Raw genomic sequence first — 12,589 nt, 5'->3', positions numbered from 1 at the left:
CAGGGTGGATCACGCTTCACCGATCCACCATCGGAGGTGGGATCGGCTGCGATGGTGGATATGAAAAGCGATATCCACCCCACAACCCGGCTAGCGCACCAGGCACGGCCGCTTGTTGTTGAAGGTCCAGTTCGGCACCAGGTACTGCATGGCGATGGCATCGTCACGGGCGCCCAGGCCCTTTGTCTTGTAGAGCTCGTGGGCCCTGGCCAGTTCGTCCATGTCCAGCTCCACGCCCAGGCCCGGCGTCTCCGGCACCTTGACCTTGCCGCCATCGATGCGCAGCGGCTCTTTCGTCAGGCGCTGGCCGTCCTGCCAGATCCAGTGGGTGTCGATGGCGGTGATCCGGCCCGGCGCCGCTGCGGCCACATGGGTGAACATCGCCAGGGAGATGTCGAAGTGGTTGTTGGAGTGCGAGCCCCAGGTCAGGCCCCAGTCGTTGCACATCTGGGCGACCCGTACCGAGCCCTGCATGGTCCAGAAGTGCGGGTCGGCCAGGGGGATATCCACCGACTGCAGGGAGATGGCGTGGCCCATCTGCCGCCAGTCGGTGGCGATCATGTTGGTGGCGGTGGGCAGGCCGGTGGCACGGCGGAACTCGGCCATCACCTCGCGGCCGGAGTAGCCGTTCTCGGCGCCGCAGGGGTCTTCGGCGTAGGCCAGCACATGATGCTGGTCGCGGCACAGGGCGATGGCCTGCTCGAGGGACCAGGCGCCATTGGGGTCGAGGGTGATGCGCGCCTCGGGGAAGCGTTCGGCGAGCGCGGTCACCGCCTCGATTTCCGCTTCGCCGCGCAGCACGCCGCCCTTGAGCTTGAAGTCATTGAAGCCATAGCGGGCATGGGCGGCCTCGGCCAGGCGCACCACCGCTTCGGGGGTCAGCGCCTCCTCGTTGCGCAGGCGGAACCAGGCATCATCGGCCCCCACCTCACTGCGGTAATCGAGGTCGGTCCTGTTGCGGTCGCCGACGTAGAACAGGTAGCCGAGCATCTCCACCTCGTCGCGCTGCTGGCCTTCGCCGAGCAGCGCCGCCACCGGCACTTCCAGGTGCTGGCCGAGCAGGTCCAGCAGGGCCGCCTCCAGGGCGGTGACGGCATGGATGGCGATGCGCAGGTCGAAGGTCTGCAGGCCGCGCCCGCCGGCGTCGCGGTCGGCGAAGGCCTGGCGCACCTGGTTGAGCAGGCGCTGGTAGTGGCCGATGGACTGGCCCACCAGCAGGGTGCGAGCATCTTCCAGGGTCTGGCGGATGGCTTCGCCACCGGGCACTTCGCCGACGCCGACGTTGCCGGCGTTGTCCTTGAGGATCACCACATTGCGGGTGAAGTACGGGCCGTGGGCGCCGCTGAGATTGAGCAGCATGCTGTCCTGGCCGGCCACCGGCACCACGGTGAGCTCGGTGATGCGCGGGGTGCCATTGTGTTGTCGCTGGGTCATTTCTCTGTCCTTCTGCGGATTAACGGGCTGGGCTGGCGGTGGGCTCTTCGCCGGCAGCCTTGGTTTCAGCCTCGGGCTTTACGCCCTTGAGTTCGATGCGTTTGATCTCGCCGACAATGAACAGGTAACTGAAGGCGGCGAGGAAGGCATTGATGCCGACGAACACCAGGGCCCACTTGAAGGAGCCGGTGGCGGCGATGATGTAGCCGATGACGATGGGGGTGGTGATGGACGACAGGTTGCCGCAGGTATTGAAGATGCCACCAGCCAGGCCGGCGATCTGCTTGGGCGCGGTATCCGACATCACCGCCCAGCCGAGGGCGCCGATACCCTTGCCGAAGAAGGCCAGGGCCATGAAGCCCACCACCATCCAGTCGGTGTCCACGTAGTTGCACAGGATCATGCTCATCGACAGCAGCATGCCGCCGACGATCGGGGTCTTGCGCGCCACGCTGAGGGAATGGCCACGGCGCAGCAGCCAGTCGGAGATCAAGCCGCCGAGCACGCCGCCGACGAAGCCGCAGATGGCCGGCAGGGAGGCGATGATGCCCGCCTTGAGGATGGTCATGCCGCGCTCCTGCACCAGGTACACCGGGAACCAGGTGAGGAAGAAGTAGGTGAGCGCGTTGATGCAGAACTGGCCCAGGTAGATGCCGGCCATCATGCGGTTGCTCACCAGTTGCCGGATGTGCTCCCACTTCGGCCCGTTGCCCGGCAGGCGGCGGTTCTGGTCCATGTCCACCAGGGCGCCGTTACTGGCGAGGTGGTCGATCTCGGCCTGGTTGATCAGCGGGTGTTCCTTGGGGTTGTAGATGAACTTCAGCCAGACCCCGGAGAACAGGATGCCGATCACGCCCATGACGATGAACACGTGCTCCCAGCCGTAGCTGTGGACGATCCAGCCCATCAGCGGGGCGAAGATCACCGTGGCGAAGTACTGGGCGGAGTTGAAGATGGCGGACGCGGTGCCACGCTCGGCGGTGGGGAACCAGGCGGCGACTATGCGCGCGTTGCCCGGGAAGGACGGCGCCTCGGCGAAGCCCACCAGGAAGCGCAGCATGAACAGGGTCGCCACCGACCAGGCGATCGGCACCATGTCGACGAAACCCTGCAGCAGGGTGAACACCGACCAGGTGAAGATGCTGAAGGCATAGACGCGCTTGGAGCCGAAGCGGTCCAGCAACCAGCCGCCCGGTATCTGGCCGAGCACATAGGCCCAGCCGAAAGCGGAGAAGATGTAGCCGAGCATGACGGCGTCGATGCCAAGATCCTTTTGCATGGCGGAGCCGGCGATGGAGATGGTGGCGCGGTCGGCGTAGTTGATCGTGGTCACCAGGAACAGCATGAGCAGGATCAGGTAACGCACACGGGTTCTTTTCAGGACTTCGCCCATGGTTCTTCTCTCTGAATTGTTCTTGTCGAAGAGTCCGCGCGGCGCACCGCGCGGGTGTCATGTCGCATTCCGCAGGCAGCGGACGGGTTCAGAACCTCGGCTTGGCGATCCTCCAGTCCGGGTCGTACTTGCGCATCTGCCGTGCGTCGTCGCGACTGCGGATGTCGATGGACAGGAACTGCTCATGGAGTTTGGCCAGCTGATCCTGGTCCAGTTCCACGCCCAGGCCCGGCGCACCGGTGATGCTGACGCAGCCGCCCTGGATCGGCAGCTTGCCGCCCTGGATGACTTCCTCGTCCTCCTCCTGCCAGGGGTAGTGGGTATCGCAGGCATAGGACAGGTTGGGCACCGCGGCGGCCACGTGGGCCATGGCCATCAGGCTGATGCCCAGGTGCGAGTTGGAGTGCATCGACAGGCCCAGGCCGAAGGTGTCGCACATCCGCGCCAGCACCTGGGTATCGCGCAGGCCGCCCCAGTAGTGGTGGTCGGCGAGGACGATCTGCACGCTGTTCTGCGCCACGCTGCGGCGGAATTCCTCGAAGTCAGTGACCACCATGTTGGTGGCCAGTGGCAGGCCGGTGCGCTCGTGCAGCTCGGCCATGCCTTCCAGGCCCGGAGTGGGGTCTTCGTAGTACTGCAGGTCGTCGCCGAGCAGCTCGGCCATGCGCAGCGCGGTGTCCAGGGACCAGTTGCCGTTGGGATCGATGCGCAGCGGGTGGTTCGGGAAAGCCTTCTTCAGCGCCTTGATGCAGGCCACTTCATGTTCCGGTTCGAGGGCGCCGGCCTTGAGCTTGATGCTCTGGAAGCCGTGGGCCTCGATCATGCGCGCGGCCTGGGCGACGACCTGTTCCTCGGACAGCGCCTCGCCCCAGGAGTCCGGCGCGTAGGGCGCATCGATATGTTTCGCATACTTGAAGAAGAGGTAGGCGCTGAACGGCACCTCGGTGCGCACGGCGCCGCCCAGCAGGTCCACCAGGGGCATGTTCAGCGAACGCGCCTGCAGGTCGAGGAAGGCCACCTCGAAGGCGGAATAGGCATTGGCCACCTGCTTGCCGGGGTGGGAGCCGGGTGCCAGTTCGGCGCCAGCCTTGGCCGGTCCGAGGCGGGCCACGGCCTGGATGACGCGGGCGCGCAGGCCGTTGAGGTCGAAGGCGTCCAGGCCGACCAGGCTGTCCTGCATCGCCTGCAGTACCGCCAGGACCGGGGCGTCGCCATAGCTCTCGCCGAGGCCGATGTAGCCGTTGTCGCTCTCGACCTCGATGATCGAGCGCAGCGCGAAGGGCTCGTGGATGCCGCTGGCATTGAGCAGCGGCGCATCGCGAAAGGCGATGGGGGTGACTCTGACTCGTTTGATCTTCACGACCGATTCCTACCTGTGCTTGTTGTTGTACCGGTAGTCCCTGATGGAGTACGGGGGCGTGCCCTGCCCCGCCTGGATCAGCCCGCGATGTAGGTGGTTTTCACCATGGTGTAGAACTCCTGGGCATGGCGCCCCTGCTCGCGAGGCCCGTAGGACGAGCCTTTGCGGCCGCCGAACGGCACGTGGTAATCCACCCCGGCAGTGGGCAGGTTGACCATGACCATCCCGGCCTGGGCGTGGCGCTTGAAGTGGTTGGCGTACTTGAGCGAGGTGGTGGCGATGCCGGCGGAGAGGCCGAACTCGGTGTCGTTGGCCAGCGCCAGCGCCTCTTCGTAGTTCGCGACGCGGATGACGTTGGCCACCGGGCCGAAGATTTCCTCGCGGCTGATGCGCATCCCCTCATGGCTGTCGGCGAACAGCGCCGGAGCGAGGAAGTAGCCGTTGGTGTCGCAGACCACCCGCTCGCCACCGGCCACCAGGCGCGCACCTTCGTCGCGGCCGATGTCGATGTAGCGCAGGTCCTGCTCCAGTTGCGCCTGGGATACCACCGGACCGATGTCGATGCCGTTGCCCAGGGCATGGCCGACGCGGATGCCGCGCATGCGCTCGGCCATGGCCTCGACGAAGCGGTCGTGGATGCCGGCGGTGACGATCAGCCGGCTGCTGGCGGTGCAGCGCTGGCCGGTGGAGTAGAAGGCGCTCTGCACGGCGAGTTCGACGGCGGTCTTGAGGTCGGCGTCGTCGAGGATCACCTGCGGGTTCTTGCCGCCCATTTCCAGCTGCACCTTGGCGCCACGGGCGACGCAGGCGGCGGCGATGCTACGGCCGACACCCACCGAACCGGTGAAGCTGATGCCGTCGACACGATGGTCATTGACCATGGCTTCGCCCACCACGCGGCCGCTGCCCATCACCAGGTTGAACACCCCGGCCGGGAAGCCGGCGCGGGAGATGATCTCGGCCAGGGCCCAGGCACTGCCCGGCACCAGGTCGGCGGGCTTGAACACCACGCAGTTGCCACAAGCCAGGGCCGGGGCGATCTTCCAGGCCGGGATGGCGATGGGGAAGTTCCAGGGGGTGATCAGGCCGATCACGCCGAGGGGCTCGCGGGTCACTTCCACCGACACACCGGGGCGTACCGAGGGCAGCACTTCACCGGCCAGGCGCAGGCATTCGCCGGCGAAGAACTTGAAGATGTTGCCGGCGCGGCTCACTTCGCCAATGGCTTCGGGCAGGGTCTTGCCCTCTTCCCGTGCCAGCAGGGTGCCCAGTTCCTCGCGGCGGGCGAGGATCTCGCTGCCCACCTTGTCCAGGGCGTCGGCGCGGGCCTGGATGCCGGATACCGACCAGGCCGGGAAGGCCGCGCGGGCCGCCTCGATGGCCTGGGCCACCTGGGCGTCGTCGGCCTGGGCGTACTCGCCCAGGCAGTCGGAGAGATCGGAGGGATTGATGTTGCGCGACCAGCCGCTGCCGGCCACCCATTCCCCACCGATGTAGTTGTCGTAGCGTTTATCAGTCACGAGCCTTCTCCTGGTTGCGGATCACTGCGCGCCCTGGGCGTCGACCAGCGCGGCGAGACGCTCGTACTCGTCCGGCAGCAGGTCGGTCAGCGGAGCGCGGACCGGGCCGGCGTCGTGGCCGACGATACGCGCGCCGGCTTTCACGATGCTGACGGCGTAGCCGGCGCGGCGATTGCGGATGTCCAGGTAGGGCAGGAAGAAGTCGTCGATCAGCTTGCCGATGGTGGCGTGGTCGTCGGCGGCGACGGCCTTGTAGAAGTCCATGGCGGTCTTCGGAATGAAGTTGAACACGGCGGAGGAGTAGACCGGCACGCCGAGTGCCTTGTAGGCCGCGGCATAGACCTCGGCGGTGGGCAGGCCGCCCAGGTAGCTGAAGCGCTCGCCGAGGCGGCGGCGGATGGACACCATCAGCTCGATGTCGCCCAGGCCGTCCTTGTAACCGATCAGGTTCGGGCAGCGCTCGGCCAGCTGCTCCAGCAGCGCCGGGGTCAGGCGGCAGACGTTGCGGTTGTAGACCACCACGCCGATCTTCACCGACTTGCAGACCTGCTCCACATGGGCCGCCACGCCTTCCTGGCTGGCCTCGGTGAGGTAGTGCGGCAGCAGCAACAGGCCCTTGGCGCCGAGGCGCTCGGCCTCCTGGGCGTACTGGATGGCCAGGCGGGTCGGGCCGCCCACGCCGGCGAGGATCGGAACGCTGCCGGCACAGGTGTCGACGGCGGTCTTGATGATCGCGGAGTACTCGTCCGGCGCCAGGGAGAAGAATTCACCGGTACCACCCGCGGCGAAGAGTGCCGAAGCGCCATAGGGAGCCAGCCACTCCAGGCGACGGGCGTAGCTCGCGGCATTGAAATTGCCGGCAGCGTCGAAGTCGGTAACGGGGAAGGACAGCAGCCCGGAGGAGAGGATGGACTTGAGTTCTTGTGGATTCATTATTCGAGCACCCTGCGAAGCGGTTTGAGTGGAGCCGGGGCGAACCGGCCTTAGAGATACGTTATCGTACAACAAAAAAGACTGCCAACCACCGTTCATCCCTCCGTTCGCTCATCGCCCGCTACTGCGGCGCGGAACGCTCTACCTACTTCTACGGCCATGAAAACCCTCTAAATCAGGACATTCAGCCTTTAGGTCGCCAGGTGCGGGATGAATCGACAACTGCGCAAGCGGCTATTCCGTGGCCAAGTCTTTCGGCCCTTCGACACCTGCCATGCCTGCGACAATCCGAATCAGTTGTACGACAACATATAACAGCAAATCTTGTAGGACAACTCCTGGACGGAAAAAAGTTTCGCCCTCCTCCCCGGTACTCGCCTGACCGTAGGGTGCGCTGTGCGCACCAACAGCGGGATCAGCTCCGCGCGACGTCCAACCGCTGGTGCGCGCGGCGCACCCTACCCCCCAGCCCCACCCAGGGCGCAGCAGGAAGAGGGCGCTGCTCATGCCCACGTCCAAATAAAAAGGGCCGCTCGATGCGGCCCTTGCTCTGCGCGGATTGCCCTCAGCCCTGCCCGGCCTTCTCGGCCTCTTCATGGGCCTGGCGCAGGCGCTCGCGGCTGTTGGTCAGGTGCAGGCGCATGGCCGCGCGCGCCGCGTCGCTGTCCTGGCGGGCAATGGCCTCATAGATCTCCTCGTGCTCACGGCTCAGGCGAGCGAGGTAATGCTCCCGATCGTCATGGGCGATACGCGCCGAGTTGAGCCGGGTGCGCGGAATGATGCTGGTGCCCAGGTGGGTCATGATGTCGGTGAAGTAGCGGTTGCCGGTGGCCAGGGCGATCTGCAGGTGGAACTGGAAGTCCGAAGCCACTGCGTCGGTGCCGTGGGCGGCACTGAGGAAGCTGTCCAGCGCCTCGCGCATGGCTGCCAGTTGCTCCGGACTGCGGCGCTGGGCGGCCAGGCCGGCCGACTCCACTTCCAGGCTGATCCGCAGCTCGAGAACGGCCATGACGTCGCGCAGGGTGACTATGGTTGCCGGGTCGATGCGAAAGCCCATGGGGCTCGGGGTATCCAGCACGAAGGTGCCGATGCCGTGGCGGGTTTCCACCAGTCCAGCCGCCTGCAGCCGCGAGATGGCCTCCCGCACCACGGTGCGGCTCACGCCCTGCGCTTCCATGATGGCGGACTCGGTGGGCAGCTTCTCGCCGCGCTTGATCACGCCACTCTGGATCTGCTGGGAGAGCTCGGTCACCAGCTCCTGTGCCAGGCTGCGGTGCTTGCGGCGCGGGCGCGGCTGGGTGCTTGGGTTGTCCATTGCGAAGGTCGGTCCGGTGGGAACTGAGGGCTCATCATAGCCCAGCGAGTTGTACGATGACACTCATCCACAGCACCTGCGATCGTCCGACGGGCTTGCCTTGAACGACAAGGGAACGGCCCGCGAAGTTCTACTCGAAAAAACCATCTGCATGTACGACTGGCCGGGAGCTGCCGCTGTCCGAGCGACGGACGACAGATTACAGACGACAAACGACATTTAATACGCCTAAAAATCATACGCGCAGAAGCTAGGCTCAAGTGACGAATCATCTATTGGATACGGCCGAAAGTTCAACCTGATTAACAGGAAACTCAATTAGCCATGCAGTCAATACCAACTATCTCGCCAACTCCATCGGCCAAGTCGTTTCGCAATGACATCAATGGACTTCGGGCATGGGCGGTGATTGCCGTAGCCCTGTACCACTTCAGCGTACCAGGCTTTGCCGGGGGCTTTGTCGGTGTAGATGTATTCTTTGTGATTTCCGGATTCCTGATGACTCAGATCATAATTTCCGGAATGGATACACAGAGCTTCTCTTTTTGGAACTTCTATACAGCGCGCGCAAACCGAATCATCCCCGCCTTGCTAGCTCTTTGCATTACCCTGATGATCTCAGGATGGTTTTGGCTTCCAACCATTGATTACCGCAAACTGGGAACCCACGTCGCAACCTCCATTGCTTTCTTCTCCAACATAAAATTCTGGAATGAAGCCGGTTACTTCGACTCGGACTCTCATGACAAATGGCTGCTGCATACATGGTCCCTGTCGGTGGAATGGCAATTTTATATTCTTCTACCATTGGCCATTGCGATCATCTGGCGATTCTTTGGCAAGCAGAGTGTCAAGTGGGCCTTTCTCGGTGCCGGGGTGATTTCCTTTGCGTTTTCCATCTATCTCACGCATCGCTCCCAAGGTGCCGCTTTTTATCTGCTTTCCACTCGAGCCTGGGAAATGCTGGCAGGAGGACTGGTCTGGTGGCTGACCGCTCAACGCACTTTTGAGGAAAGAACGGCCAGAGCGATGGAAATCCTCGGCTTGGCGATGATTGTATTCTCCATCGAATTCTTTGATGCAGGAACCGCCTGGCCAAGTGGTTATGCTGCATTTCCAGTGACAGGGGCAATGTTGACATTGGCTGCCCACCGTCGAAATTCGCCATTCACTACCAACGTTATCGCCCAAAGGCTGGGGAACAGCTCCTACTCTATCTATCTATGGCACTGGCCGATCGTGGTGCTGTTCACCTACGCAGGGATTCAACATGAAACCTACTGGATCGTGGTCGGGCTGTTGATCAGTGTGACACTGGGCGAACTATCATTTCACTGGATTGAAAACCCGGCGCGAAAATGGCCAAGTGCACTAGGCTTGAAGAACAACATCGCTTTAATTGGAGTATCTGTAATTGCAACCGGCAGTATGGCCGTCGGAGTGCGCTACCAGAATATTGAAAATCGCATCCAGGTCGACATTGAGAGTGCAGCCAACGAATCGCTCAACGTAAAACCGCGACGCGATGAGTGCCTTACCAGATCGGGAGACGAATCGAGATCATGCATTTATGGCGGAGACAATATAAAAGCCATTGTCATAGGTGATAGCCATGCGGACGCCATTACCACTTCGGTACAGGCAGCCTTGTACGACAAAAATGAAGGCATTGTAGACTGGAGCTATGTCAGCTGTCCGACGATAAGCGGAATTCATATAACCCCACAAGCCCCCAGCAGCGGCGAAGACTGCTATGGATTCAATGAATGGGCAATTTCCAACCTGAAGAAATATAGCAGCGACATCCCACTGATCATCGTAAACAGAACCACCGCTTACGTCTTTGGCGACCACAACCACAAGGGGCACGCCCAGAAACTGCTGGCGTATTTCTCAAAAACCTATGACACCCCGACAAGAGAGTATCTTGACGAATTCAAGGAACGACTTGTAGACACAGCCTGCGGCATCGCCAAGGAACGCCCCGTATATCTGGTCCGCCCATTCCCGGAAATGATGGTCAATGTACCAAAGACAATCGCTCGTTCTTTGATATTTGGCAAGGCCGAGGAGGTTTCGATATCTATTGATGACTATTACAAGAGGCACGCCTTTGTTTGGAGTGTCCAAGACGAGGCCGCAAGGCGTTGTGGCGTCAGAATCCTCGACCCTTTGCCGTTCCTGTGTAATGAAGGTCGTTGCTGGGGAAGCAAAAACGGGCGGCCACTCTATTATGACGATGACCACCTGAGTGAATATGGCAATAGACTACTGACACCCATGTTTCGGCAGGTATTCACAACCGATGCGCCGTCTGTGGAAGAGATGGCACGGAAAGCCCCTCCACCGAAATATCCAACTATGTAGCGGGGCGTTCTCCGCCCAGGTACGGAGAGTTTTACGAGCTTCCCCAAACTTGCGCATTGATGGTCTCGCTCCGGACTGTGCTTGGCACACAGGGTCTGCCTGCACGCCCTGAACAGATCGCCCGATCGAACCACTGCAGGAACGCTCTGATCATCGGAGCGCAGTTTCAGCTATGCAAAAAAGCGAAACCCCCGCAGTGCGGGGGTTTCGACCCAAACCTTACAAAAGGTGTCTCAAGGTCAGAACGGAATATCGTCGTCGAAGCTGTCGTAGTCCGGAGCGGGCTGGGCGGCAGGCTGCGGAGCCGGACGCTGCTGCGGGGCGGACTGCTGCGGCTCGCGCTGCGGACGCGGCGCGCGCGGGGCATCGCCTTCGCTGCCGGGACGGCCGCCGAGGAGCTGCATGTTGCCACCCATGTCGACCACGATCTCGGTGGTGTAGCGCTTCACGCCATCCTTTTCCCACTCGCGGGTCTGCAGGCGGCCCTCGACGTAGACTTGCGAACCCTTGCGCAGGTACTCGCCGGCGATCTCGGCGAGACGGCCGAAGAACACCACGCGGTGCCATTCGGTGCGCTCCTGCTGCTGGCCGGTCTGCTTGTCCTTCCAGGACTCGCTGGTGGCCAGGGTGATGTTGGTCACCGCGTTGCCGTTGGGCAGGTAGCGGGTTTCCGGATCACCACCGACGTTACCAACCAGAATGACTTTGTTAACCCCACGGGCCATGACGTTCTCCTAGGCTTCAGCACGTTCCGGGGCCGATTCGATCAGGCGCTCCAGGGACATGCGGTCCAGTTTTTCAGAATCCACTTTGATGTAGATGGCCGCCTCTTCGGCCACCACGACGGCATCTGCCACTCCGGGCACTGCCAGCAAACGCGCAACCAACCCGGTATCGGCCACGGCCGCCGCGCTGAGCGGCAGGCGCAGGCTGGTTACGTACGGAGGTTCACGCATAGTAACAGCAATGACCAACCAAATCGCACAGAGCACCGCACAACCGACGAACACCGTCGACAGGCCGCCGTGCTGGAACAGCCAGCCGCCAAGGATGCCGCCGAGCGCCGCGCCGAGGAACTGGCTGGTGGAATAGACGCCCATCGCCGTGCCCTTGCCGCCGGCCGGGGCCACCTTGCTGATCAGCGACGGCAGCGAGGCCTCCAGCAGGTTGAAGGCGGTGAAGTAGACGATGGCGCCGAATACCAGTGCCCGCAGGCTGTTGCCGAACTGCCAGAAAAACAGTTCGCAGGCACAGAGCACGGCGACGGCGCCGACCAGCACGCGCTTCATCTGGCGCTTCTTCTCGCCATAGATGATGAAGGGAACCATGCCGAAGAAGCCCACCAGCAGCGCGGTGAGGTACACCCACCAGTGCTCTTCCCTGGGCAGGCCGGCCTTTTCCACCAAGGCCAGCGGCAGGGCGACGAAGCTGGCCATGAGGATGGCGTGCAGGGCGAGGATGCCGAAGTCCAGGCGCAGCAGGTCGGGGTGTTTGAGGGTGGGCAACAGGGCCTGGCGCGCCACGCCGGATTCGCGATGCTGCAGGGGATGAGTCGCGCGCGGGACCATGGTGGCGATGATCAGCATGCCCAACAGCGCCATACCGGCGGTGGTCCAGAACAGGCCGGAGAGGCCGAAGGCGCGGGTCAGCAGCGGCCCGACCACCATGGCCACGGCGAAGGACACGCCGATGCTCATGCCGATCATGGCCATGGCCTTGGTGCGATGCTGTTCACGGGTCAGGTCGGAGAGCAGCGCCATGACCGCCGCGGAAATGGCTCCTGCGCCCTGCAGCACGCGGCCGGCGATCACGCCCCAGATGGAGTCGGCGTTGGCCGCCAGGGCGGCGCCAGCGGCGAAGATCAGCAGACCGATGTAGATCACCGGCAGGCGGCCGATACGGTCGGAAATGATACCGAAGGGGATCTGCAGCACGGCCTGGGTCAGGCCGTACGCACCGATGGCCAGGCCGATCAGGGCCGGGGTGGCGCCGGACAGATCCTGGCCATAGGTAGCCAGCACCGGCAATACCATGAACATGCCGAGCATGCGGAACGCGAACACCAGGGCCAGGCCGCTGGCTGCGCGCGTTTCGCTGCCGCTCATGCGTTCAGAGTGGGAGTCGTGCATAGGTGCCTCAAGGAAAATCGATCGGGGCCCGCGTCGTGCGCCCCTGACTGGCTGGCCACCCGTTCCTGGGTGCCCGGCTGTTGCCGGAGCCCGAAAAATGCCGCGCATTCTAGCAGTCCCGGCTGTTTCCGGCACAGC

At 63.1% G+C, this 12,589-nt stretch carries 9 protein-coding genes; 1 reads left to right on the top strand and 8 read right to left on the bottom strand.

The window, feature by feature from the left end; genetic code table 11:
- Positions 1–90: 90 nt before the first annotated feature.
- From gudD to ACFPU0_RS19180, 6 genes are all read right to left on the bottom strand, one after another.
- The gene (gene gudD, locus ACFPU0_RS19205; protein ID WP_377694856.1) at positions 91–1,434 is read right to left on the bottom strand and encodes a glucarate dehydratase; all 1,344 of its coding nucleotides are present in this window, start codon (positions 1,432–1,434) and stop codon (positions 91–93) included.
- 19 nt (positions 1,435–1,453) lie between these two features.
- The gene (locus ACFPU0_RS19200) at positions 1,454–2,827 is read right to left on the bottom strand and encodes an MFS transporter (protein ID WP_377694855.1); all 1,374 of its coding nucleotides are present in this window, start codon (positions 2,825–2,827) and stop codon (positions 1,454–1,456) included.
- Between the two features lie 88 nt (positions 2,828–2,915).
- Positions 2,916–4,187, bottom strand: coding sequence for a glucarate dehydratase family protein (locus ACFPU0_RS19195; protein WP_377694854.1), 1,272 nt, complete (start codon positions 4,185–4,187; stop codon positions 2,916–2,918).
- A 77-nt stretch (positions 4,188–4,264) separates the two neighbouring features.
- Positions 4,265–5,707, bottom strand: a complete 1,443-nt coding sequence (locus ACFPU0_RS19190) for an aldehyde dehydrogenase family protein (RefSeq protein ID WP_377694853.1) — start codon at positions 5,705–5,707, stop codon at positions 4,265–4,267.
- A gap of 21 nt (positions 5,708–5,728) precedes the next feature.
- A complete protein-coding gene (gene kdgD / locus ACFPU0_RS19185) occupies positions 5,729–6,640 on the bottom strand; it encodes a 5-dehydro-4-deoxyglucarate dehydratase (protein WP_377694852.1) in 912 nt (303 codons plus the stop codon).
- Between the two features lie 565 nt (positions 6,641–7,205).
- Complete coding sequence (locus ACFPU0_RS19180; protein ID WP_377694851.1) at positions 7,206–7,955, bottom strand: FadR/GntR family transcriptional regulator; 750 nt, start codon at positions 7,953–7,955, stop codon at positions 7,206–7,208.
- A gap of 324 nt (positions 7,956–8,279) precedes the next feature.
- On the opposite strand from ACFPU0_RS19180, the gene ACFPU0_RS19175 reads away from it, so the two are divergent.
- On the top strand, positions 8,280–10,322 hold the full coding sequence (locus ACFPU0_RS19175) for an acyltransferase family protein (protein WP_377694849.1): 2,043 nt from the start codon (positions 8,280–8,282) through the stop codon (positions 10,320–10,322).
- 239 nt (positions 10,323–10,561) lie between these two features.
- Here the strand turns inward: ACFPU0_RS19175 and ACFPU0_RS19170 are convergent, their stop codons facing one another.
- Both ACFPU0_RS19170 and ACFPU0_RS19165 read right to left on the bottom strand, forming a co-directional pair.
- The gene (locus ACFPU0_RS19170; protein WP_377694848.1) at positions 10,562–11,047 is read right to left on the bottom strand and encodes a single-stranded DNA-binding protein; all 486 of its coding nucleotides are present in this window, start codon (positions 11,045–11,047) and stop codon (positions 10,562–10,564) included.
- A 9-nt stretch (positions 11,048–11,056) separates the two neighbouring features.
- Positions 11,057–12,451 carry an MFS transporter gene (locus ACFPU0_RS19165; protein ID WP_377694846.1) on the bottom strand — a complete coding sequence of 465 codons (1,395 nt, stop codon included), beginning with the start codon at positions 12,449–12,451 and terminating at the stop codon, positions 11,057–11,059.
- Positions 12,452–12,589 lie beyond the last annotated feature (138 nt).

Origin of the sequence: Pseudomonas sp. GCM10022186, assembly GCF_042656385.1 — a bacterium.
Classification (GTDB): domain Bacteria; phylum Pseudomonadota; class Gammaproteobacteria; order Pseudomonadales; family Pseudomonadaceae; genus Metapseudomonas.
Note: the sequence above shows the minus strand (reverse complement) of the source record. Positions and strands in the feature narration are given on the sequence as shown.

What these genes read in the sequence shown, in the direction of transcription:
- gudD (WP_377694856.1), bottom strand. Translation starts at nt 1,434, where the DNA reads ATGACCCAGCGACAACACAATGGCACCCCGCGCATCACCGAGCTCACC.
- ACFPU0_RS19200 (WP_377694855.1), bottom strand. Translation starts at nt 2,827, where the DNA reads ATGGGCGAAGTCCTGAAAAGAACCCGTGTGCGTTACCTGATCCTGCTC.
- kdgD (WP_377694852.1), bottom strand. Translation starts at nt 6,640, where the DNA reads ATGAATCCACAAGAACTCAAGTCCATCCTCTCCTCCGGGCTGCTGTCC.
- ACFPU0_RS19180 (WP_377694851.1), bottom strand. Translation starts at nt 7,955, where the DNA reads ATGGACAACCCAAGCACCCAGCCGCGCCCGCGCCGCAAGCACCGCAGC.
- ACFPU0_RS19175 (WP_377694849.1), top strand. Translation starts at nt 8,280, where the DNA reads ATGCAGTCAATACCAACTATCTCGCCAACTCCATCGGCCAAGTCGTTT.
- ACFPU0_RS19170 (WP_377694848.1), bottom strand. Translation starts at nt 11,047, where the DNA reads ATGGCCCGTGGGGTTAACAAAGTCATTCTGGTTGGTAACGTCGGTGGT.
- ACFPU0_RS19165 (WP_377694846.1), bottom strand. Translation starts at nt 12,451, where the DNA reads ATGCACGACTCCCACTCTGAACGCATGAGCGGCAGCGAAACGCGCGCA.